Annotated in this window: 19 protein-coding genes and 2 pseudogenes; 14 read left to right on the top strand and 7 right to left on the bottom strand. The window is 59.5% G+C overall.

Translation table 11 applies throughout. From position 1 onward, the window contains the following. Window positions 1-55: 55 nt before the first annotated feature. Entirely contained in the window at window positions 56-1,699 is a 1,644-nt protein-coding gene (locus tag ACSQ3J_RS21805; protein ID WP_436040186.1) for a Na/Pi cotransporter family protein, read from the top strand. On the opposite strand, the gene ACSQ3J_RS21800 is transcribed toward ACSQ3J_RS21805, so the two are convergent. After that, on the bottom strand, window positions 1,696-2,682 hold the full coding sequence (locus tag ACSQ3J_RS21800; RefSeq protein ID WP_060504347.1) for a LacI family DNA-binding transcriptional regulator: 987 nt from the start codon (window positions 2,680-2,682) through the stop codon (window positions 1,696-1,698). The genes ACSQ3J_RS21805 and ACSQ3J_RS21800 overlap by 4 nt on opposite strands. Window positions 2,683-3,209: 527 nt before the next feature. On the opposite strand from ACSQ3J_RS21800, the gene ACSQ3J_RS21795 reads away from it, so the two are divergent. The 7 genes from ACSQ3J_RS21795 to ACSQ3J_RS21765 all read left to right on the top strand — a co-directional run bounded on the left by ACSQ3J_RS21795 (window position 3,210) and on the right by ACSQ3J_RS21765 (window position 11,370). Then, the gene (locus ACSQ3J_RS21795) at window positions 3,210-5,063 is read left to right on the top strand and encodes an ABC transporter permease (RefSeq protein WP_436040183.1); all 1,854 of its coding nucleotides are present in this window, start codon (window positions 3,210-3,212) and stop codon (window positions 5,061-5,063) included. After that, window positions 5,063-6,196, top strand: coding sequence for an ABC transporter ATP-binding protein (locus tag ACSQ3J_RS21790; protein WP_060504349.1), 1,134 nt, complete (start codon window positions 5,063-5,065; stop codon window positions 6,194-6,196). Before ACSQ3J_RS21795 ends, ACSQ3J_RS21790 begins: the two co-directional genes overlap by 1 nt. 43 nt (window positions 6,197-6,239) lie before the next feature. After that, a complete protein-coding gene (locus tag ACSQ3J_RS21785) occupies window positions 6,240-7,367 on the top strand; it encodes an ABC transporter substrate-binding protein (RefSeq protein WP_436040181.1) in 1,128 nt (375 codons plus the stop codon). 24 nt (window positions 7,368-7,391) lie between these two features. Then, complete coding sequence (locus tag ACSQ3J_RS21780) at window positions 7,392-8,531, top strand: ABC transporter substrate-binding protein (protein ID WP_436040179.1); 1,140 nt, start codon at window positions 7,392-7,394, stop codon at window positions 8,529-8,531. A 74-nt stretch (window positions 8,532-8,605) separates the two neighbouring features. Beyond that, window positions 8,606-9,706 (top strand): ABC transporter substrate-binding protein, encoded by a 1,101-nt coding sequence (locus tag ACSQ3J_RS21775; protein ID WP_060504352.1) that lies wholly within the window; start codon window positions 8,606-8,608, stop codon window positions 9,704-9,706. Between the two features lie 59 nt (window positions 9,707-9,765). Then, the gene (locus ACSQ3J_RS21770) at window positions 9,766-10,683 is read left to right on the top strand and encodes an inositol monophosphatase family protein (protein WP_060504353.1); all 918 of its coding nucleotides are present in this window, start codon (window positions 9,766-9,768) and stop codon (window positions 10,681-10,683) included. Window positions 10,684-10,743: 60 nt separating this feature from the next. Further along, a complete protein-coding gene (locus tag ACSQ3J_RS21765) occupies window positions 10,744-11,370 on the top strand; it encodes a dual specificity protein phosphatase family protein (protein ID WP_436040176.1) in 627 nt (208 codons plus the stop codon). 234 nt (window positions 11,371-11,604) lie between these two features. Here the strand turns inward: ACSQ3J_RS21765 and ACSQ3J_RS21760 are convergent, their stop codons facing one another. Then, a complete protein-coding gene (locus ACSQ3J_RS21760) occupies window positions 11,605-12,276 on the bottom strand; it encodes a B3/B4 domain-containing protein (RefSeq protein ID WP_436040288.1) in 672 nt (223 codons plus the stop codon). A 122-nt stretch (window positions 12,277-12,398) separates the two neighbouring features. Between ACSQ3J_RS21760 and ACSQ3J_RS21755 the strand changes: the two are divergent. From ACSQ3J_RS21755 to ACSQ3J_RS21740, 4 genes and pseudogenes are all read left to right on the top strand, one after another. Next, a pseudogene (locus ACSQ3J_RS21755) lies at window positions 12,399-13,149 on the top strand (IS6 family transposase). 195 nt (window positions 13,150-13,344) lie between these two features. Continuing rightward, a complete protein-coding gene (gene vapB / locus ACSQ3J_RS21750) occupies window positions 13,345-13,575 on the top strand; it encodes a type II toxin-antitoxin system VapB family antitoxin (RefSeq protein WP_436040174.1) in 231 nt (76 codons plus the stop codon). Beyond that, a complete protein-coding gene (vapC, locus tag ACSQ3J_RS21745) occupies window positions 13,575-13,976 on the top strand; it encodes a type II toxin-antitoxin system tRNA(fMet)-specific endonuclease VapC (RefSeq protein WP_060504356.1) in 402 nt (133 codons plus the stop codon). The genes vapB and vapC overlap by 1 nt, the downstream gene beginning before the upstream one ends. 287 nt (window positions 13,977-14,263) lie before the next feature. Further along, a pseudogene (locus ACSQ3J_RS21740) lies at window positions 14,264-15,057 on the top strand (S8 family serine peptidase); the annotation flags it as partial. A 76-nt stretch (window positions 15,058-15,133) separates the two neighbouring features. Here ACSQ3J_RS21740 and cueR read toward each other — a convergent pair. Further along, complete coding sequence (gene cueR, locus ACSQ3J_RS21735; RefSeq protein WP_060504357.1) at window positions 15,134-15,583, bottom strand: Cu(I)-responsive transcriptional regulator; 450 nt, start codon at window positions 15,581-15,583, stop codon at window positions 15,134-15,136. A gap of 62 nt (window positions 15,584-15,645) precedes the next feature. Then, on the bottom strand, window positions 15,646-18,147 hold the full coding sequence (locus ACSQ3J_RS21730; protein WP_436040172.1) for a heavy metal translocating P-type ATPase: 2,502 nt from the start codon (window positions 18,145-18,147) through the stop codon (window positions 15,646-15,648). 162 nt (window positions 18,148-18,309) lie between these two features. On the opposite strand from ACSQ3J_RS21730, the gene ACSQ3J_RS21725 reads away from it, so the two are divergent. Then, on the top strand, window positions 18,310-18,504 hold the full coding sequence (locus ACSQ3J_RS21725; RefSeq protein WP_436040170.1) for a heavy-metal-associated domain-containing protein: 195 nt from the start codon (window positions 18,310-18,312) through the stop codon (window positions 18,502-18,504). A 14-nt stretch (window positions 18,505-18,518) separates the two neighbouring features. Further along, window positions 18,519-18,911, top strand: a complete 393-nt coding sequence (copM, locus tag ACSQ3J_RS21720; RefSeq protein WP_060504360.1) for a CopM family metallochaperone — start codon at window positions 18,519-18,521, stop codon at window positions 18,909-18,911. A 67-nt stretch (window positions 18,912-18,978) separates the two neighbouring features. Here the strand turns inward: copM and ACSQ3J_RS21715 are convergent, their stop codons facing one another. From ACSQ3J_RS21715 to cyoC, 3 genes are all read right to left on the bottom strand, one after another. After that, window positions 18,979-19,656 (bottom strand): SURF1 family protein, encoded by a 678-nt coding sequence (locus ACSQ3J_RS21715; RefSeq protein WP_436040286.1) that lies wholly within the window; start codon window positions 19,654-19,656, stop codon window positions 18,979-18,981. Between the two features lie 78 nt (window positions 19,657-19,734). Then, on the bottom strand, window positions 19,735-20,136 hold the full coding sequence (gene cyoD, locus ACSQ3J_RS21710) for a cytochrome o ubiquinol oxidase subunit IV (protein WP_060504361.1): 402 nt from the start codon (window positions 20,134-20,136) through the stop codon (window positions 19,735-19,737). Next, on the bottom strand, window positions 20,133-20,756 hold the full coding sequence (gene cyoC, locus ACSQ3J_RS21705) for a cytochrome o ubiquinol oxidase subunit III (RefSeq protein ID WP_060504362.1): 624 nt from the start codon (window positions 20,754-20,756) through the stop codon (window positions 20,133-20,135). The genes cyoD and cyoC overlap by 4 nt, the downstream gene beginning before the upstream one ends.

Below are 20,756 nucleotides of genomic sequence, written 5' to 3'. Positions count from 1 at the left end.
GAGGCCGTCCATGAATTGCGTATCTGCGACCCCCGACAGCAAGCGAGGTGATCTGATGGAATCGATTGTTATCAGCCTCAATCTCTTCGGCGCCGTTGCACTGCTGCTGTTTGGGCTCGGCCAGATCAAGGAGGGCATGACGCGTGCCTTTGGCGCCAAGCTACGCATCGGGTTGGCCGCCGGCACGCGTGGCGGGCTCCGCTCCTTCATCGCCGGCTTCATCGCAACGGTCGCCCTGCAGAGTTCCACGGCAACAGCCTTGATGGTGGCCTCTTTCGTCGAGAAGGATCTGATCGTTCCGGCCATGGCGCAAATCGTATTGCTTGGTGCCAATGTCGGCACGGCAACAACGGCGTGGATCGTTGCCCTTGGCCTCGGTTGGCTTTCGCCGATGTTGATCCTTGCCGGTGTCATTCTTTCGCGCACCAAGTCGGCACCGCGACACGGGGCGGGTGCCGCTCTCGTCGGTGTCGGCATGATGCTGCTTTCGCTGCACCTGCTTTCCGCGGCGACCGATCCCATACGGCAATCCCCGGCGCTCAGCCTGTTCATCACCATGCTCGGCAATGCCTGGCCCGTCGCGCTGATCTTCTCGGCGGTTCTCGCAGTCCTGGCATCCTCAAGCCTTGCCATCGTCGTCCTCATCCTGTCGCTTGCGGCAAACGGCAGCATTGATAACAGCCTGGTCATCGTGCTGGTTCTCGGTGCCAATCTTGGAGGCGCTATTCCGCCCGTGCTGGCAACGTTGAAGGCGCCGGTTTCTGCCCGCCGGGTCACGCTTGGCAACCTCATAGTACGGGCGATCGGCTGTGTTGCGGCCCTTCCACTCGCCGGGTACGGCGCCGGGCTGCTGGAAATGTCGCCTTTCTCGCACACCAATTTCGCTGTTGATGCGCATCTGCTTTTCAATGTCGCCGTTGCCATCATCGCCTGGCCGCTATCGTCGCTGCTTTTGCGCGCAACCACGGTCCTTCTTCCGGAGAAGAAGGAAGACGATGGCGATCGTAGTTATCTCGACAGCCATGATCTCGACCGGCCGGTCGCAGCCCTGGCTGGGGCAAGCCGTGAGGTCATGCTGGTGGGCGATTTGATCGAGCGCATGCTGGTACAGGCCAGTGAGGCCATGCGCCACAACGATCTGTCCAAGCTCGCCGGCATCAGCGTATTGGAGGGGCGGGTGGACCACATCCAGCATGGGATCAAGGTCTATGTCTCGAAGGTCGGTCAGGACGGGTTAAGCGGCAAGGACCATCGCCGCGCCATGGATATCGTCGAATATGCCATCAATCTCGAACATATCGGCGACATCATCGAGAAGGGGATTCGCCCGGAAATTGCCAAGAAGATCAATCTCGGCCTGCAATTCTCCGGCGACGGCAAGAACGAGCTCGAGCAGCTTTTCACCATCACGCTCGACAATATCCGCATGGCGCAAACGGTATTCGCGACCCAGAATGCGGATCTCGCGCGCCGGTTGGTTGAAGTGAAGGAAGATGTGCGCCGGCTGGAAAAGCAATCCGCCGAACGGCACCTGCAGCGCCTTCGCGACGGCCGGGCCGACAGCATTCAGACGAGTTCCGTGCATCTCGACATGCTGCGCGATTTGAAGCGGATCAATGCCCATATCGCCTCGGTCGCCCACCCAATCCTGGACCAAAGCGGCCTTCTGAGCGAAAGCCGGATCAAGCAGGCGCTTTAACGGGCGGTAATGCGCTCGACCAAGGCGACAGGTACGATTTGGAGCCGGGTTTCCGGCTCGTCGCTTGCAAGCGCCGTCAATACCTTCTCGGTCAAGGCGTCGACGGACTGCCTGACCGTCGTCAATTGATAGCTCTTCCAACCGGCCTGCGGAATGTCGTCAAAGCCGACAATCGACAGGTCTTCCGGTACACGACGGCCCATTTCCAACCGGGCAGCATCTGTAAAGCCCAGTGCAAGCAGATCCGTCACGCAGAATGCGCCATCAATTGCTTTATCGCCTAACAGGTCGCACCCCGCCTGATAGCCACTTTCATAGCTTGTCGGGCCGTCGAACCAGGAAACGACTTCGGCACCTTCCATGGCCATGCGTTTGCTGAAGGCCGTCGCTCGCCGCACCTGTGCCGGTGTCTGGCTTGCGCTGGATATCACCGCGACTTTTCGGCAGCGAGCCTCGATCAGCCGCATCGCGGCGAGATCGGCTCCATGGGAATCGTCGCTCAGCACCATATTTGTATCCGTGCGGTCGAGCCTCTGATTGATCAGGATGAGCCTGACACCATTGGCCATGCACTCGTCGATAATCGATGCTGGCGGCTCGCCGGAAAGGACCACGATTGCCTGCGCACGGAATTCGAAGAGAAGCTCGATGAGCGGCGCGATATCCTTGCGGGCGTCTGCCGCATTCAGCAAAAGACATTGCAGCCCGCGCCGCAGGAGGCCGAGGCTCAGGAGATCAAGCTGCTTGGAAATGAAGGGCGAACTGAGATTTGTTCCGACAACGCCAATCAAGTTCGACCGGTCGTTGTTCAGCCCCTGGGCCAGACGATTGACACGGTAGCCCAAGTCACGGGCAGCTTTTAGGACCTTGCGCCGAACCGACTGTGAGACGCTACCGCCGGGGGTGAATGTGCGCGAAACAGCCGAGCGCGAAACCCCGGCCTTCTTGGCCACTTCCTCGGCCGTTACGAAGCCTCTTGCCATGCACGTCCCCAATTCAAATCAAGTGCCTGATATTACAGGCCACATTGTATTGGTTTTTCCAACCTAAAAATTTGCGCCGATGCAGAGTCGGAGCAGCGAGACACGCGCAATCCACCGTCGATGAACGTGCATCCGGCTTCAGGCGATTGCGATGCATCGTTTGCGAAGAGGCACACGTTCGCAGAGCGCGCGAAACTTTGTGCAAAACACGCAAAAATAATCACATAAAATCAAATAGATAAACTAATGACCGCGTGTGCATTTTTTCGTTGACAAAAGGGCGATGCCGATAGATCATGTATTCCAAGGTGATCCAAAAAACGGAATATTTATTCCATTTTTCTGAAGAAACGATGCCTCTGGGAGGAGCCGCATCATCGCCGTCAAGTAGGCCCGGCCTGATGCTGGAGGATTGAAACCATTGCCCGCGCCCAAGCGCATCGTGTCAGCCCGTCACGGGAGAACGCGACGTATTTGAAGGTATCTGCCGGAGGGCAGGGGCAATGCTGTGGTTGCGAGGGAATATAATGGCACTTCTAAGTGAAACAGCGAAAGTGGAGGGTCTGGTTCGAAAGCCGGTCGCCACGCCTTCGGCATGGCAGGCCTGGCGATACCGCTTAAAGGTTGCGTTGCGCGAACCAACGACACTCGTCGGCGTCCTGACGGCTCTCATCTTTACCTATCTGATCGTTGTTCCGATCATCTCGATCGTTCTCGACGCAGTGCGCGTGCAATTCGGGCATGAGCGGCGTCTCGGCAAGGATGTCGGCGATCTCACGCTTTACTACATTGAGCGGGCATTCTTCTCACCGGTCGCACACGATCTCTTCTGGCGGCCGCTGTTCAACACCCTCACCGTGGCGCTCGGGGCCATCTCGCTGTCCCTTGTTATCGGCACCGTGCTTGCCTGGCTGATCAGCCGTACGGATATGTTTGGCCGACGCTGGTTCGCAACGGCCCTGATCGTGCCTTACATGCTGCCCGCCTGGACGTTTGCGCTGGCCTGGACGACGCTGTTCAAGAACCGCACGATCGGCGGCCAGCCCGGCTGGTTCGAGGCCATGGGTTTTACGCCGCCGGACTGGGTCGCCTATGGCCGCTTTCCGATCACCATCATTCTGGCGCTGCATTACACGCCTTTCGTCATCCTGCTGTTCGGCTCGGCGCTTCGTCGCTTCGATTCGCAGCTGGAAGACTCCGCTCGAATCCTCGGTGCTCACCGCTACCAGGTTGCCATCCAGATCATCATGCCGCTGATGCGTCCGGCGCTTTTGTCTTCGATGGTGCTGATTTTCGCAAAATGCCTTGGCGAATTCGGCGTTCCCTATGTGCTCGGCCTTCCGGTCAAGTTCGAAGTCCTCTCGACCTCGCTGTTCCGCAGCATCGCATCCCGCCAAACCGGCGTTGCCGGGGTCGTGGCCGCATCGATCATGCTCATTGGCATAATCACACTGATGATCGACGCACGGCTGGTGCGCGAAGCCCGCCGCTTTGTCACCATTGGTTCAAAGGGCTCGATGAACAGGCAGAGCCGCCTCGGCAAGATGCGTCTCCCGGCGACGGGCTTTGCAGCAACGGTCTTCATTCTCTCCGTCGGCCTGCCGCTGCTGACGCTTGCGCTGTCGACCGTGATGAAGATGCCGGCGAAATTCACGCTCGACAATTTCACCCTCGACTACTGGATCGGCACCGACCTTCATACCGTGGCGCTGCAGACAGGCATCCTGCTCAGCCCCGAGCTATGGGCTGCAGCCAAAAACACGATGATGATCGTTGGGCTCGCGTCCCTGGTGTCCGGGGTCCTCGGTCTGCTCGTCGGCTATGTCGTCATTCGCACACCGGTTCGCGCCCTGTCGGTCTATCTGCGCCAGGTCACATTCCTTCCCTACCTGGTTCCCGGAATTGCCTTTGCAGCGGCCTATCTTTCGCTGTTTGCCGTTCCGCGCGGCCCAATGCCAGCTCTCTATGGCACGGTAACCATCCTTATTCTGGCTCTCATCGCCGACCAGATGCCTTACGCTTCACGTGCAGGCATCTCCGCCATGACCCAGCTCGGCAAGGATCCGGAAGAAGCAGCCCAGATCGCTGGTGCCGGCTGGTTCCGCCGCATGATTTCCATCGTCATCCCGATCCAGAAGGGATCGCTGGTGACAGGCGTGCTCCTGCCGTTTATCTCGGGCATCAAGGGGCTCAGCCTCTTCGTCATCCTGGCTGTGCCGAGCACGGACGTGCTGACCACCTATTCCCTGCGGCTGGTCGATTATCACTACACGCAAGCCGCAAATGCCGTGGTGCTGATCATCGCCGCCATCGCCTATTTCGGTACGCTTTTGGCCCAGAAGCTGACCCGTACAAATCTTGCAGAAGGACTTGGAAGCTGATGCCTACCATCAACTTGCGCGGTGCGCAGAAGAACTACGGTGTAAACTCCGCCAACGCGGTTTCCGACCTCGACCTCGAAATCCGCGACGGTGAATTCATGTGCCTGCTTGGCCCGTCCGGCTGCGGCAAGACCACGACGCTGCGCATGATCGCCGGCCTCGAAAACCTTTCCGGTGGCGAAATCCGCGTCGGAGACCGGGTCATCGATTCCGTCGCGGACGGGATCTTCATCCCGCCGGAAAGGCGCGAAATGGGCCTCGTCTTCCAGAGTTACGCGCTGTGGCCCCACCTGACGATCGAACGCAATACCGATTTCGGCCTGCGCCTGCGCAAGCTGCCGAAGGCCGAACGTGAGGCGCGCGTCGAGCGCGTCATGCAGGCACTCGACATCGCCAAATACCGCGACCGCTATCCGTCACAGCTTTCGGGCGGGCAGCAGCAACGCGTGGCGCTCGCCCGCATGCTTGCCGTCAATCCCGGTGTGCTTTTGCTCGATGAGCCGCTGTCCAATCTGGACGCGCGGCTGCGGCTGGAAATGCGTGCCGAGTTGAAGCGGCTGCACAAGGAGTTCAAGACGACCATCGTTTTCGTCACCCATGACCAGTGGGAAGCCATGACGCTGGCGACGACGATTGCCGTCATGAATGAGGGCACGCTGCAGCAGATGGGTACGCCCAACGATATCTACGACCGCCCGGCCAACCGTTTCGTCGCGGAATTCGTCGGCAGTCCGCCGATCAACATCCTGACGTTTGGAAAACCTGGCGCCTCCGATATCGCCGACAAGGCCGAGACCTATTTCGCGGCTCGCTATCCGCAGCTGCGCGGCATCGGCTCCATCGGCATGCGGCCGGAAGCCATGGGTTACGCAGCCAAGATCGACGATGTGCCGCAGGGCAGCTTCTCCGGCGAAATGACAGTGACTGGCGTGCTGCCAACGGGGGGCAGCTGGATTCTCGAATTGAGGAGCGAGAACCATACGCTGTTCCTGACCACGCATGCGCTGCCGCGCGTCGATAGCGGCGATCGCGTGTTTTTCCATGTTCCGGCCGAAGCCCTTCATGTTTTCGATGCGGACGGTCAGCGCATAACCGAAGCCGACGCGCTGCTGAGGAGCAGTACCTACAACTAAGATCACCAGGAAACGGACATAAGCTTGCTGAAGGAGGAGCAGTATGAAGCGTAAAATGACAGGCGGCAGGCACACCCTGCTATGTGCAACGGCCATCTTAACATTGCTTGGCGGTGCGGCGAAGGCGGAGGAGCCTTTCGACCTCAATGCGCTGATCGAGGCAGCCAAGCAGGAAAAGCCGATCACGGTTTATGACAGCACCGGCAAGATCGTCGAAATGGCTGAGAATTTTGCCAAGAAATACGGCGTCGGGGCCGAAGGCTCGAAGGTCAAGGCAACGGCCCAGCTTGAGATGATCATTCGCGAAGCGCGCGCCAACAACATCCAGGGCGACGTGTCGATCATCAGTGATGCACCGGCCGCCATGGCCCAGCTCATCCCGCAGGGGTTTGCCGAAAGCTGGCTGCCGCCGGATCTCGCCAAGACCATTCCCGCCGAGTACCAGGACCCTCTGACGGTCGTCACCAGCGCCAATGTCTGGGCCTACAACACCGAACTCTTCGACAAGTGCCCCGTTGCCAATATCTGGGAACTGACGGAGCCGAAGTGGAAGGGCAAGGTCGCCATGCAGGATCCGCTCGGCAAAGCGTCCTATGTCGACTGGTTCAACCAGATGGCCAAGCATGGCGACGACAAGGTCGCCGGTGCCTACAAGGAGTTTTATGGCAAGGACCTCCAGACCGGAGAGACGAGCGCCACCGCGGCCTGGATCAAGGCGCTCGCCGCCAACGCGCCGCTGCTTACAGATGCCGATGCCGCGGCAGCCGAAGCCGTCGGTGTTCCCGGTCAGAAAGAGCCTTTCATGGGCCTGATCAGTTCGGCGAAATTCCGCGACAATGCCGACAAGGGCATGAAGCTCGGTCTCTGCAAGGACCTGAAGCCATGGCTTGGCTGGCTCTATCCCGGCGTCGGCCTGATCACCAAGGGCACCAACAGCCCGAACGCCGCCAAGCTGTTCATCCACTACGTGATGACCGAAGAGGGCATCGCACCGCAGGCGATCGACGGCAAGATGTCAACCAATACCGAGGTCAAGCCCCCTGCCGACGAGCCGTCCGGTATCGGCGCCGTTCTCGACCACGTCCTGCCCTACAGCATGGCAACCAGCCTCGATGACTGGGATCAGCGCGAGACCTGGCAGGACTTCTGGCGGTTGAACTATCAGAAATAACGGGAAGATCAGGGAACAGTCACCATGACCCAAACCATGCAGGCAAACAAGCGGAGGCGGCGTGCAGCCGCCTCCGCACTGGCCCTCATTCTTGCAACGGCGATCGGCGGCGCAGCGCATGCCGACGAGGCTTTCAATCTCGACGCCCTCATCGATGCAGCGAAGAAGGAACCACCGATCACCGTCTATGCCGTGACCGGTAAGATCGTCGACACGGCCGAGGCCTTCACCGCCAAATACGGCGTGCGGGCCAGTGGCAAGAAGGTCAACGAGGCGACTCAGGTCGAATTGATGATCCGCGAGTATCAGGCCGGCAACATCGTCGGTGATGTCAGCGTCGCAACCGATGTTGCTTCGGCCATGGGTGAGCTTCTGCCGGAAGGCATCGCCACCAGCTGGACGCCTGGCGACCTGGCAACCGACATTCCGGAAAAGCTGCGTAGCCCGCTCGTCGTCGTCTCCGATCCGCATGTGTGGACCTACAACACCGAGAAATACGACAAATGCCCGATCACCAACATCTGGCAGCTGACGGAGCCGCAGTGGAAGGGCAAGCTTGCCATGCTCGACCTCTTCGACAAGCCGCTCTACGCGGATTGGTTCAACCAGATTGAAACACATCATGATGCGGATGTGGCCAAGGCGTACGAAGATCTCTACGGCAAGGCGCTGGCGACGGACGAAAAGAGTGCGACAGCAGCCTGGGTGAAGGCCTTTGCCGAAAACGCACCGCTGCTTTCGGATTCAAGCACTGTCGCGGAAGCCGCCGGTGCACCGGGACAGGCAGAGCCATTCTTCGTCATCACGTCAACGGCGAAGTATCGCGACAACGAGGCCAAGGGGCTGAAGCTCGGGCTTTGCGATGGCGTAAAACCCTTTTCCGGCTTTCTATATCCCGGGTTTGGCCTGATGGCCGCCCAGACGAAAAGCCCCAACGCAGCAAAGCTCTTCTTGCGCTACCTGATGACCGAAGAGGGCATCGCGCCACAGACAATCGATGGGAAGATCTCCGGCAATTCCAAGATCGGCCTGCCGGCGAACGAAGCTTCGGGCGTTGGCAAGCATCTTGACGAGTTGATGGCCTTCGATGCCGCAACCGCTGCAGACGATCTCGACAAGCGCGAGAGCTGGCAGGATTTCTGGCGCGTGAACTACAAGAAGTAAACCGGAGGCAGGTCCAAGCCTGCCTTCACTTTTCCTTGGGAGGGGAAACGATGAGAAAAAGCACATACGCGACGATGACGGCGATCGCCATCATTCTGACGGCGGGGATTTCCACTGGCCCGGCTGCGGCGGACGACGCCTTCGATCTCGATGCTCTTGTTGCTGCGGCAAAGCAGGAAAAACCGATCAATATCTATGACAGCACCGGCAAGATCGTCGAGATGGCCGAGAATTTCAGCACCAAATACGGGCTGAAGGCGACGGGCATGAAGGTTTCGGCCAATAGCCAGCTGGAAATGATCATCCGCGAAAGCCAGGCGGACAATGTCCAGGGCGATGTCGTGCTGATCACCGACGCACCAGCCGCACTGGCGCAGCTGCTGCCGGAAAACTTCGTCGAGAACTACCTGCCCGGCAACATGACCTCGAAGATCCCGGCTCAGTTCCAGAATCCGCTGGCGATCTCCACCAACGCCAATGTCTGGGCCTATAATACAGAAGCCTACGACAAATGCCCCGTTTCCAATATCTGGGAACTGACCGAGCCGAAATGGAAGGGCAAGGTCGCCATGGTCGACCCGCTGACCAAAGGCAATTACACCGACTGGTTCAATCAGCTCGAAACGCACAGCACCGACAAGGTGGCCGCAGCCTACAAGGCGCATTTCGGCAAGGACCTCGAAACAAGCGAAAAGAGCGCGGCCGCGGCTTGGATCAAGGCGCTGGCACAGAACGCACCGCTGGCAACGGATGGTGACGATCCGGTTGCCGAAGCCGTTGGCGTTGCCGGCCAGAAAGAGCCCTTCATTGGCCTGCTCAGCTCCGCCAAGTTCCGCGACAATGCGGACAAGGGGTACAAGCTCGGCATCTGCACTGATCTCGATCCCTGGGTTGGCTGGAGCTACATCAAGCTTGGCCTGATCGCTTCAAAGACAAAGAGCCCTAACACCGCCAAGCTCTTCATCCACTATATCCTGACCGAAGAAGGCATCGCGCCACAGATGAAGGACGGCAAGCTGCCGACCAGCACTGACATCAAGATGCCGGCCGACGAGCCGTCAGGCCTGATGAAGGTCGCCGGCAAGCTGCTTGGCTACGATTCATCCACCGGCCTCGACGATTTCGATCGCCGCGAAGAGTGGCAGGATTTCTGGCGCGTAAATTACACCAAGTGACCCCCTTGCCGGCGCGTCCTCCACCGCGCCGGCCCTTTTATCGAACGAGCAGACTGGACATGCCGATGCCAAGCCCTTCCTCAACCGAACCGAAATCCGTAACCGGGGAGCCGCTTTCCCGCTCGATACATTTGATGGAAATCGCGAAATCGGCAGCCCTTGCCGTGCGCGACCCGCTGCTTGAAGCGTTCCGCTCGGATATGGCGGTCGACTACAAGGTCGATCTCCATGACATCGTCACCATCCACGACAAGCGCGCCGAAGCGACCATCCGGGCTTTTATCCTTGAGCATGAACCCAACTCGGCAATCATGGGCGAAGAAGGTGGTCAGATCGGCACCGGCGAAATCCAGTGGTATGTCGATCCTATCGACGGGACAGCAAATTTCGCCCGCGGCCTTGCCTTCTGGTGCATTTCGATTGCAGCCGTCATCGACGGTGAGGTCGTTGCCGGCGCGATCTACGATCCGGTCGCTGACCTGATGTTTGCTGCCGATCTCAAGGCATCCTATGTCAACGAGAAGAGATTGCGTTCCTGCGCAAATCCTGAGGAGACCCGTGCCACGCTGATCACCGGCTATCCGGTGTCGCGTGATTTTCGGCTTGATGGCCGTGAGGTGGCGCTCACCAATCTCGGCGCGCTGGTCGAGACCTTCTCGACATTGCGGCGGCCGGGAAGCGCAGCCCTCAGCCTCGCCCATGTCGCCGCCGGCTGGACGGATGCGGCCACCGGCTTCGGCGTCAATGCCTGGGATGTGGCGGCGGCCACACTTATCCTCAGGAACGCGGGCGGACGTTACGAACCATTGACGCTTGGCAAGGTGGCGGAAGGCTCCGCCGACTTTCTTTGCCCCGGCTATATCGCAACGGGGGAGGGGGCCAACTATCAGACACTTGAACGGGTCGCCCGCTCCATTTCCGAAGGCCGGATCGCAAAGGCTGCGGCACAGCGGGACCAGATTGCGGCTCGCGCTTGAGCAGGCCCTAAACACCAGAGACTTGAAAGGCAGCCGCATCGGCGCCGACGGAGATATGACATGCAACAGCTGGAACGGGATATCGCCCAACAACCGGAATCGCAAGAACTGCCGAAACTCAGCCTCATCTACGAACGCCACCCGCTGTACGGCGTCGATCTGTTCATCTCCGGCAAGGAGGGGGCAAGCGACCTCAATCTCCTGCGCAGCAGGGGCATCACCACGGTTGTCAATTGCGCCGTCAATCTCGACTTCAATTTCGTTGAGCAGCCACAGGTCGTCTCAGATCATGAGGGCAGTGTCTATGGGCCGGGCGAGATCCGCTATTTCAAGATCGGTCTGATCGACGGCGAGGGCAATCCGGAAACCCAGATGGTCGCGGCCCATTATATCTTGCGCGCTGCACTCGAGCAGGTACTCCCGGAAAAGCCCTCCTATCCGAGGCGCGAACGCGGCAGCGTGCTGATCAATTGCCGCGGCGGCCGCTCCCGTTCCGTTGCCGTTGTTGCGCTCTTTCTCCACCTGACTGTGCCACAGGAATTCCCGGCGCTCGACGATGCGATAGCCTTTGTTCGCCTCAAGCGCGACCTGCCGGAAAACGAATGGTACAAGGCGCCTAAACCCGTTCTGGCCAACGCCGCCCGCCGGGCAGCCGCCTGGGTCACCATGATTGACGCTGCCCAGTGAAAGGCAGGCGGCGTTGGCGCCTAGAGGCAATGTCCTGAAGCTTCGGAGAAATCCTGAAAGACAAATAAGTGCCGGCGTTTTACCGCCGCCCTGACGGGTGATCGTGCAAGCCGATTGACGGAATTCCTCTGACTTTCTTCCATCGCCCTTTGCCAGGCGATCGCTGTTTTGGAGTTGTTCTCAGACGCCAGAACCCAGTTTTCAAGGGTGCCCTAACGGACTGGAATCCGATGTTCACGCTGTCGGGAAATTGGTGATCCGGCCAAGAGGCCAGGCGTCCGGCAAGGCGTGTTCGAGCGCTGCCTTTAACCACATCAGGTCCTCCGCCGCGCCATCGTGAAGCGCCTCCGCAACGATCAGGACCGATGCCGTTTGCGGCCGTATGATAGAGCGGCCGCTCTGACGATTCGACCAGCGGCGTGCATGCGCATGGCCCGCATGGTCTGCGAAAATCACTTCACCCGCTTCCGGCGTCTCGGTCTCTCCGGAGAAGGTCTGATAGACCTCGGTTCCTTCGGCTTGCCGGACTTCTAGCTGAGTGTGCACTCGTGCCGTATCAAAGAGCGCGATGGGGATGGCGAAAGCGACGGATATCGCATTGCACAGATCGACAAGGGGATGGATGGCGGGAAGGTTTTGTTCCTTTCGCAACCGGCGAAGCAGTGCTTCTGCGGCGCACCTATATTGTGTCGGCTTCAAGCCCATCTTGGCGAATGTACGCCGCCATGCCTGGACTTCCGGGAATTCGCCCTCTGATCCTGCCTCGAGCCGGACATTGGCGATGCGGGTGAACTCTCGCACTGGCCCGGAGACATCTGCCTCTGTGGTGATGCCATAGAAAAGTATCGCCTGCGAGGCCAACTCCGGAAATCGATGTTTGATGGCGGTGGAGTAACCGAAGGTGATCAAGGGCGTTCCTGTCTTCATGCGGAGTTCCGGTGATTGCAGCTCGAAGACGCGCCAGTCTTGAACAAAATTGCAGCGTCCAAAGCGTCGCGCCCGTTCAAGACGGATGAACGGCGACGGCGATGTCACGTTGTCTGCGGCTTAAAGGTTCGCGGATAATGGTTTGGGATGAACAATCCCACCGTCAGCTACAAGAACCACCGCTTTCCGAGGCAGATCATCGCGCATGCGGTCTGGCTGTATTTCCGGTTCCCTCTTAGCCTGCGGCTGGTCGAGGAAATACTGTTAGAGCGCGTTATGGTCGTGTCGTATGAAACGATCCGGCGATGGGGCCGCAAATTCGGCCCCCTTTACGCCAAGCAGCTACGCAGAAAGAAACCGTCGCGCGAGGATATCTGGCATTTGGACGAGGTCGTGATTTCCATCGGCGGCACAAAACATTGGCTTTGGCGTGCCGTTGACGAGGACGGTTACGTTCTCGACGAGATCGTCCAAGCCCGCCGCGATACCAAAGCTGCCCAGCGATTGCTGGTCAGGCTGCTGAAGAAGCAAGGCCTGACGCCGAAGCGGATCGTCACTGACAAGCTGCGCTCATATGGAGCGGCAAGGCGGACCGTCATGCCCGCTGTCGAACATCGCTCGCACAAGGGGCTGAACAATCGTGCAGAGAATTCTCACGTGCCACTTCGAAAACGGGAGCGAATGATGCAGGGATTTCGATCTGTCGGTGGCTTGCAACGCTTCGTCTCGGTCTTCTCAGCACTCCGAAATCTTTTCGTCTATCCGCGCCAAAAAAGCTCAGCTCTCACCACCCACATTCATCGGATCCGCGCAATGGCACAGTGGAAAGCCGTGACCGGTGTAACTGACTGAGATAACAGTCAAACGCCTTGTCCGGGCGTTGATGAAACAACGTGACAGCGCCTTCATATCCCTTCAAGGCGAAGGCGCTGAGCTATAACGTGTATCGAAAATTCGCGGCGCAGCCGGATGTATATCCCATTGACATATCCCAGGTGAGGCATTATGTATATTATATAGTCGGAGATGTAATCCGGAGGGACGTCGGTGGAGCAGGGTGCAGTATTTCAGAGCAATCGAAGCCAAGCTATCCGTCTTCCAAAGGCAGTCGCTTTGCCTGACCATGTAAAGCGCGTCGATATAGTCGCCGTCGGACGCACCCGCATTATCGCACCTGCTGGCGAGGTCTGGGACAGCTGGTTTGAAGGAGCGGCGGCTACATCCGACTTCATGAGCGAGCGTGATCAGGCCTCCTCCCAGGAGCGCGAGGCATTTTAGTGCTGAAGTACATGCTAGACACCAACATTTGCATTTTCACAATCAAAAATAGACCGCAGCAGGTGCGCGAGGCGTTCAATCGTTTCTATGATCAATTGTGCATCAGTTCGGTTAGTTTGATGGAGCTGATTTACGGAGCGGAAAAGTCAGTCAGCCCTGAAAAGAACCTTTCCGTGGTGGAGGGCTTCGCAGCGCGTCTTGAAGTGTTATCGTACGATGAACCCGCCGCAAGCCATACGGGGCAACTACGAGCCGAACTGGCGCGCAGTGGAACTCCAATCGGTCCATATGATCAATTGATTGCGGGACACGCTCGCTCGCGGGGGTTGATTGTGGTTACTAATAATCGCAGGGAATTTGATCGCGTTCCCGGATTACGGGTGGAAGACTGGACGAGCTAGTCTCAAGCGTTTCACGACAGCCCCGGATAACGCCTCTCTGTCGGCATCTACTGCCGGGCCGCAGGTTCATATAGGTTCAAGAGCTTAAAAATCCGGTCTTCGATTTGGCAGGCAGTTGGGGCGAGCGGCAAATAGTTGTGGCTTTGAACAGATGGCCGCCTATGCTGGCGGCCATCTGTCTCGGCTGCTTCTAAAGGATCAGCTTTCCTTGACGCCGGCGACTGCGGTGATTTCGATGAGCCGGCGAGGGTCGCCCAGGTCGGCGACGCCGATGGTGGCGCGGGCCGGCAGGTCTTCGCATTGGCCTCATCGATACGGCGATCAATGCCGGCCACGTGAGCCTGACGAATACGCAGCTGGAGGTCATACGTCTTGGCGAAGGGGAAGAGACGAAGTCGGGCGCGCAGCATGGTACTGCCGTCGCCGGCCTCTTGATCGGAGCGTCAGACAGCCGGGTCCCGGGCCTGTTGCCTGGAGCGGAACTCATCGCCGTCGACGCCTTTCAACGGTTCGGAAAATCCGCGGATATCGCCAGTATCTACGACCTGGTTCGTGCGCTGGATCTGCTCGTTCAGCGTGACGTCAAGGTCGTCAACATGAGCTTGACCGGTCCGGCGAACGCGGTGCTTGAGACCTCGGTGAAAACGGCGGCCGATCGCGGGATGATCCTCGTGGCTGCCGCCGGCAATGACGGGCCGAACGCCAAGCCGGTCTACCCCGCAGCCTATGACGACGTGATTGCCGTGACGGCCGTGACAAGGGGCGCAACCCTTACCGCCGCGCCGTGCGTGGCGAGTATGTTGATATTGCCGCTCCTGGCGTCGGGGTCTGGACTGCCGCGTCCGTTTCCGGCGCGCGGCAAAAGACCGGCACATCCTTCGCGGCCGCCTTCGTAACGGCGGCGGTCTCGGTGCTGATTGCCAGCGAGCCGGATATGTCGCCTGAGAAGCTGGAGGTAAGAATAAGGCAATTTACCGATGACATCGGGAAGCCCGGCAAGGACCCGGTGTTCGGATGGGGGCTTTTCAACGCAAGCAGGCTTTGCGACGGTGGCAGCGGCATCAAGCCGTCGGAACTATAAATTCAGGCCGCTGACGCTTGCGCCGGAGCGTAGCACTGGTACTTTCCGAGACGCGGCACAGCACCCAGGTCATTCTTTATTGCGACAGGCGCGCGACAGCGCCAGAGCGGGGCTGGATCGACAGGTCTTCATCCTTCTGACCGCTTTCGAGGCTTTGCAGGATTGGGCAGTGGGGGCGGTGGTCGCCGTGGCAGGCGTTGACCAGGGTTGTCAGCGTATGGGCCATGTCCTGCAGCCCCTTGATCTTGTTTTTCAGTTCATCGATGTGGCCTTGTGCCAGCCGTTTGACCTCAGCGCTCTGGCGGGTCTCGTCGCGCCAAAGACCCAGAAGGTCGCTGATCTCGGCAACGGAAAAACCAAGATCACGTGCGCGGCGGATGAAACGCAGCATATGGACATCGGTGTCGGAATAATCGCGGTAGCCGGACAGCTTCCGGTCTGCAGCCGGAATGAGGCCGGTTTGCTCGTAGTAACGGATCATCTTGGCCGAAACGCCCGATGCCTTTGATGCCTGTCCGATGTTCATCTGTATTCTCCCTAAAATGGAACAGCAGCCGCCCCGTATAGAGGGCCGGCTGCTGTGGTTTGTCAGCTTACCATTTTGAACGTGCGTAGCCGCAGCGCATTGCCGAGCACGAACACACTCGACAGTGCCATGGCGCCGGCGGCAAAGACCGGCGACAGCAAAATGCCGTAGGCTGGATAGAGAGCGCCTGCCGCAACCGGGATCAAAGCCGTGTTGTAGGCAAACGCCCAGAACAGGTTCTGGCGGATATTGCCGATCGTCGCCTTTGACAGCGCAATCGCGTTGGGCACACCTTGCAGGCTGCCCGACATCAGGACGACATCCGCCGCCTCGATGGCGATATCCGTACCCGAGCCGATGGCAAGGCCTACATCCGCTTCGGCCAGTGCGGGGGCATCATTGATGCCGTCGCCAACGAAGGCAACCTTGCCGTACTTGGCCCGGAGATGGCGAACCGCATCGACCTTGCCGTCCGGCAGCACTTCCGCCACCACCTCGTCGATCCCCAGCCGGGCAGCGATGGCCCAGGCTGTGCGGGCGTTGTCGCCGGTGATCATCGCGACTTTGAGACCAAGAGCATGCAGCGCGTTGATGGCCGCAGGCGTGGTCGTCTTGACCGGGTCAGCCACGGCGATGATCGCTGCGAGCTTGCCGTCGATCGCGGTATAAAGCGGCGACTTGCCCTCATCGCCCAGACGCCCGGCAACCTTGGAGAACGCTGCCACATCATGGCCAAGCTCGACCATGTAGCGGTCCGCACCGATCTCGACACGCTTGCCTTCGACCACGGCCTTGACGCCGAAACCCGTCACCGATTCAAAGTCCGACACGGCGGACAGCGAAATGCCTTCCGCAGCGGCCGCATCGACGATCGCACTGGCAATCGGATGTTCCGACTTGGCCTCGACAGCGGCGACTAGACTGAGGACAGCCCGGCGGTCGAAGCCATCAGCCAGCTCCAGATCGGTCAGGGCCGGCTTGCCTTCGGTCAGCGTGCCAGTCTTGTCGAGCGCCACGACCTTGGCGTCCTTCAGCAACTGGAGCGCTTCCCCCTTGCGGAAGAGCACGCCGAGTTCGGCACCCCGGCCGGTACCCACCATGATGGAGGTCGGTGTCGCCAGACCCATGGCACACGGGCAAGCGATGATCAGCACGGCCACAGCATTGACCAGCGCGAAAGTGAGTGCGGGCGACGGGCCAAAGGTGAGCCAGGCGGCAAAGGTCAGCGCCGCGACCGCAAAGACCGCCGGCACGAACCACATGGTGACTTTGTCGACCAGCGCCTGGATCGGCAGCTTGGAGCCCTGGGCCTCTTCCACCATACTGATGATTTGCGACAGTACCGTATTGCCGCCGACCGCCGTTGCCCGGAACGAGAACGCGCTCTTCTGGTTGACCGTGCCACCGACAACCTCGCTACCCACCGATTTCGAAACCGGGATCGGTTCGCCTGTGATCATCGACTCGTCGACATAGCTGGCGCCTTCGACCAAGTCGCCATCGACGGGCAGGCGCTCGCCGGGACGAACCTCGACGATATCGCCATAAACGACCGAACCGATCGGCAGATCGATCGTCTTGCCGTCCCGGCGAACGCGTGCCGTCTTGGCCTGAAGGCCGGCCAGGCGCTTGATCGCTTCGGATGTCCGGCCCTTGGCGCGAGCCTCGAGCAGACGGCCAAGCAGAATAAGCGTCACGATGACTGCCGCTGCTTCAAAATAGAGGTTGATCGTGCCGGGCGGCAGGAAGCCGGGGGCGAAGGTCGCGACCAGCGAATACCCGTAGGCGGCAAGCGAGCCGACCGCCACAAGCGAGTTCATGTCCGGGGCAAGACGCCAGAGCGCCGGCAATCCCTTGTCATAAAACCGGATGCCCGGAATGAAGAGGACGAGCGTTGTCAGCGCAAACTGGATGTACCAGCTCCACTGCATGCCGATCGTCGCTTCGATAATGCCATGCACGCCCGGAATGAGGTGCGACCCCATCTCAATGAGAAAGATCGGCGCTGTCAGCACGGCCGCAATGGTGAAGTCTCGGGTTAGCTCGCGGCGCTCTGCGTCCTTCTTTTCGGCACGTTCGGCATTCTCGTCCTCAACGTCATTGGCGGCAGCACCGATTACCCTTGCATCGTAACCGGCATCCCCAATCGCGGTAATCAGGGCAGCAGTACCGGCTGTTCCGTGGATCGTTGCGCGTTCTGTCGCCAGATTGACAACTGCTTCCGTCACGCCGGGGACTGCCTTCAGTGCGCGCTCGACGCGGCCAACGCAGGATGCGCAGGTCATGCCATCAATCGACAACTCTGTGGGACCGACGGAAGCGGCGGATTTGACCGGCACGGAGTATCCGGCGGTTTCGACTGCAGCGACAAGTTTTTCACGGGCAACAGCCGATTTTGTCGTGATGCTCGCCCGTTCCGTTGCCAGGTTGACTGAAACGGTGTCGACGCCAGGCACGTCTTTCAATGCTCTTTCAATACGGCCGACGCAGGACGCGCAAGTCATGCCCTCGATGGGTAGCGATATCGCTCCAGATAAGTCTGTTGGTCGAACGGGGGCATTCATAGCCGCCTCCTTTTCTCGTTCCGAAATTCAGGTTCGGACGGAAGATGGGGCTTCCAACCATGGGAAGGTCAATAGCAGATTTTTCTTTTCCGCACCACTTGACCTTCCCATGGTTGGAAGCCCCACCTTCAGCGTCATAGGACCCAAGCAAGGAGAATTCCAGTGAAACTGAAAATCGAGAACATGACCTGCGGTGGCTGCGCCAGATCCGTCACCAAGGCGATCCAGTCCGTCGATCCCAACGCGGTGATCGAGACCAATCCCGCCGCGCGCATCGTCAGGGTCGAAACGACTGCGAGCGCGGTTGTTGTTCAAAAGGTTCTCGATGATGCCGGCTATCCGGCAACCGCGAACTGAACAGGAGCGTTTGCATGAACAAGCTCACTCCGATTTTCATCGCAGGCTCGCTCGCGATCAGCGCGGGTCTGGCGACAGCACAGAGCCAAATGAACAAGAACAATCCGATGCAAGAACACGACATGACAGGAATGGAGATGCCAGCATCCGGCAGTCCTTCCACGAAGGCCTACATAGCCGCCAACGATCGCATGCATAAGGCCATGATGGTCGAGTTCAGCGGCGATGCCGACATCGACTTCATGCGGGGCATGATCCCGCACCATCAGGGCGCGATCGACATGGCAAAAATCGTGCTTGAGCACGGCAAGGACCCGCAGGTCCGCCAACTCGCCGAGGAGGTGATCAAAGCTCAGGAAGGCGAGATTGCAATGATGAGGGCATGGCTTGCCGCACAAGGCCACTGATAGCCGGAGGGCGGCTCTTTGGAGCCCTTGCCTTCCGGTCCTGTCCACTAGCCATCAACGCTCCAGATCAGATAAGCCGTCGGCGGCGAAGGGCAATGGTCGCAGCCACGGTCATGATGGCAAGCGCATACCAGGTGATCGCATAGACGAGATGGCTGTTGCGGAAGTTGATCACCGTCAGCCCACCGACTGGCAATCCGCCGGGATTGGGGGTCGCATCTGCGTCGATAAAATAGGGCGCGACGGAGGGGCCAAGGCCTTTAGCGAGCGCGATGGCAGCAACGTCACGGGAATACCAGCGGTCATTGCCCGGGTCGTTTAAGCGCAGAAAAGCGCCGCCGGGTTCGCTTATGCGCAGCAGGCCGGTGACTGCGACAGGTCCGGCCGCGATCTCGCTTGCGACGCGTGACGTGGAATCACTTTGTCCGCTCGGCAAAAAACCACGATTGACGAGAATCGTCGACGCATCCGAAAGATGCAGGGGCGTCAGCAGCCAGAATCCGGCGCCGCGCTCGGTCACGGCCTGAACAAGGACCGATTTGTCATGCTCGAAGAGGCCGGTCACGGTAACGTGCCGGTATTCGTCTTTTTCCGTGCTGATCGTCCCCCAATCCGCCACCGCCGGCGCCGGATCGGGAGCCGCGTGGATACGGGCTTCCACGCGGGCAATGAGGTCAAGCTTCCAGAACAACCGCTGGACCTGCCAGGTACCGAGCGCGAGGAAGGCAGTTGTCAGCACCAGCATGACGCTGACGAAAACCAGCCGGGCGCGGCGCGGGTTGCCCGTGGTCGCGGGATGTTCTGCGGCCACCGTGACCACCCGTCAGGGCATATTCTTCATCATCTCCGGCGACATCGGCATCATGTTCGCATTGAGATGATGCATGACCCAGAGTGAGCCGGCGAGCGTAATGCCGACGATGACAAGCGTGAAGATCAGCGCCATCATCGTCCAGCCGCCCTCTGAGCGCGGGCTCATGTGCAGGAAATAGACCATGTGGACGATGATCTGGACGACGGCAAGCGCCATCACGAGGAAAGCCGTCAGCAACCTGCTGTCGAAGGTCCCGGCCATGACGAGAATGAACGGAACGGCCGTCAGGATGACGGAAAGCCCGAAACCAATCATATAGCCCTTCAGTGAACCATGCCCTGCCTCGTGACCATGGCCGTGGTGAGCGTCGGCGGCATTTTCATGCGCGGGGGCGTGCGGGTGTGAGCTCATCCGAGGACTCCCATTAGATAGACAAAGGAGAAGACGCCGATCCAGATGACGTCAAGGAAGTGCCAGAACATCGACAGGCACATCAGCCGGCGGCGGTTTTCCGGAATCAGACCGCGCTTGGAGACCTGAACCATCAAGGTGACCAGCCAGATGATGCCGAAGGTGACGTGCAGGCCGTGGGTACCGACCAGAGTGAAGAAGGACGACAGGAACGCACTGCGCGTCGGGCCGGCGCCTTCGTTGATCAAATGGGCAAACTCGTAGAGTTCGAGGCCGAGGAAGGCCAGACCGAACAGGCCGGTGATGGCGAGCCAGAACAGCGTTTCAGCCTTGGCGTTCCGCTCCATCTGCAACATCGCGAAGCCATAGGTGATGGAAGAGAACAAGAGCATTGCCGTATTGATCGCTACCAGCGGCAGATCAAAGAGGTCAGCTGGCGATGGACCGGCCGCATAGTTGCGGCCGAGCACGCCGTGGGTGGCAAACAGCACGGCGAAGATCAGGCAGTCGCTCATCAGGTAGAGCCAGAAGCCCAGATTGGTGCTGCTTTCCGGATGATGATCTTCGGTCAGGTAGAAGACCGGCTTCTCGCCCGCTTGCGTTTGAATGTCGTGTGCCAT

Source organism: Rhizobium sp. LjRoot98, assembly GCF_964252935.1.
GTDB lineage: Bacteria > Pseudomonadota > Alphaproteobacteria > Rhizobiales > Rhizobiaceae > Pararhizobium.
The sequence above is the reverse complement of the archived record's forward strand: the minus strand, read 5'-3'. Positions and strand labels throughout refer to the sequence as shown.

Bases quoted from the DNA above. Each gene is read 5' to 3' on its own strand.
- ACSQ3J_RS21805 (WP_436040186.1), top strand. From the start codon at position 56: ATGGAATCGATTGTTATCAGCCTCAATCTCTTCGGCGCCGTTGCACTG.
- cyoC (WP_060504362.1), bottom strand. From the start codon at position 20,756: ATGGCACACGACATTCAAACGCAAGCGGGCGAGAAGCCGGTCTTCTAC.
- ACSQ3J_RS21775 (WP_060504352.1), top strand. From the start codon at position 8,606: ATGACGGCGATCGCCATCATTCTGACGGCGGGGATTTCCACTGGCCCG.
- cyoD (WP_060504361.1), bottom strand. From the start codon at position 20,136: ATGAGCTCACACCCGCACGCCCCCGCGCATGAAAATGCCGCCGACGCT.
- copM (WP_060504360.1), top strand. From the start codon at position 18,519: ATGAACAAGCTCACTCCGATTTTCATCGCAGGCTCGCTCGCGATCAGC.
- cueR (WP_060504357.1), bottom strand. From the start codon at position 15,583: ATGAACATCGGACAGGCATCAAAGGCATCGGGCGTTTCGGCCAAGATG.
- ACSQ3J_RS21800 (WP_060504347.1), bottom strand. From the start codon at position 2,682: ATGGCAAGAGGCTTCGTAACGGCCGAGGAAGTGGCCAAGAAGGCCGGG.
- ACSQ3J_RS21770 (WP_060504353.1), top strand. From the start codon at position 9,766: ATGCCGATGCCAAGCCCTTCCTCAACCGAACCGAAATCCGTAACCGGG.
- ACSQ3J_RS21730 (WP_436040172.1), bottom strand. From the start codon at position 18,147: ATGAATGCCCCCGTTCGACCAACAGACTTATCTGGAGCGATATCGCTA.
- ACSQ3J_RS21795 (WP_436040183.1), top strand. From the start codon at position 3,210: ATGGCACTTCTAAGTGAAACAGCGAAAGTGGAGGGTCTGGTTCGAAAG.
- ACSQ3J_RS21785 (WP_436040181.1), top strand. From the start codon at position 6,240: ATGAAGCGTAAAATGACAGGCGGCAGGCACACCCTGCTATGTGCAACG.
- ACSQ3J_RS21765 (WP_436040176.1), top strand. From the start codon at position 10,744: ATGCAACAGCTGGAACGGGATATCGCCCAACAACCGGAATCGCAAGAA.
- ACSQ3J_RS21790 (WP_060504349.1), top strand. From the start codon at position 5,063: ATGCCTACCATCAACTTGCGCGGTGCGCAGAAGAACTACGGTGTAAAC.
- ACSQ3J_RS21715 (WP_436040286.1), bottom strand. From the start codon at position 19,656: ATGCTGGTGCTGACAACTGCCTTCCTCGCGCTCGGTACCTGGCAGGTC.
- ACSQ3J_RS21780 (WP_436040179.1), top strand. From the start codon at position 7,392: ATGACCCAAACCATGCAGGCAAACAAGCGGAGGCGGCGTGCAGCCGCC.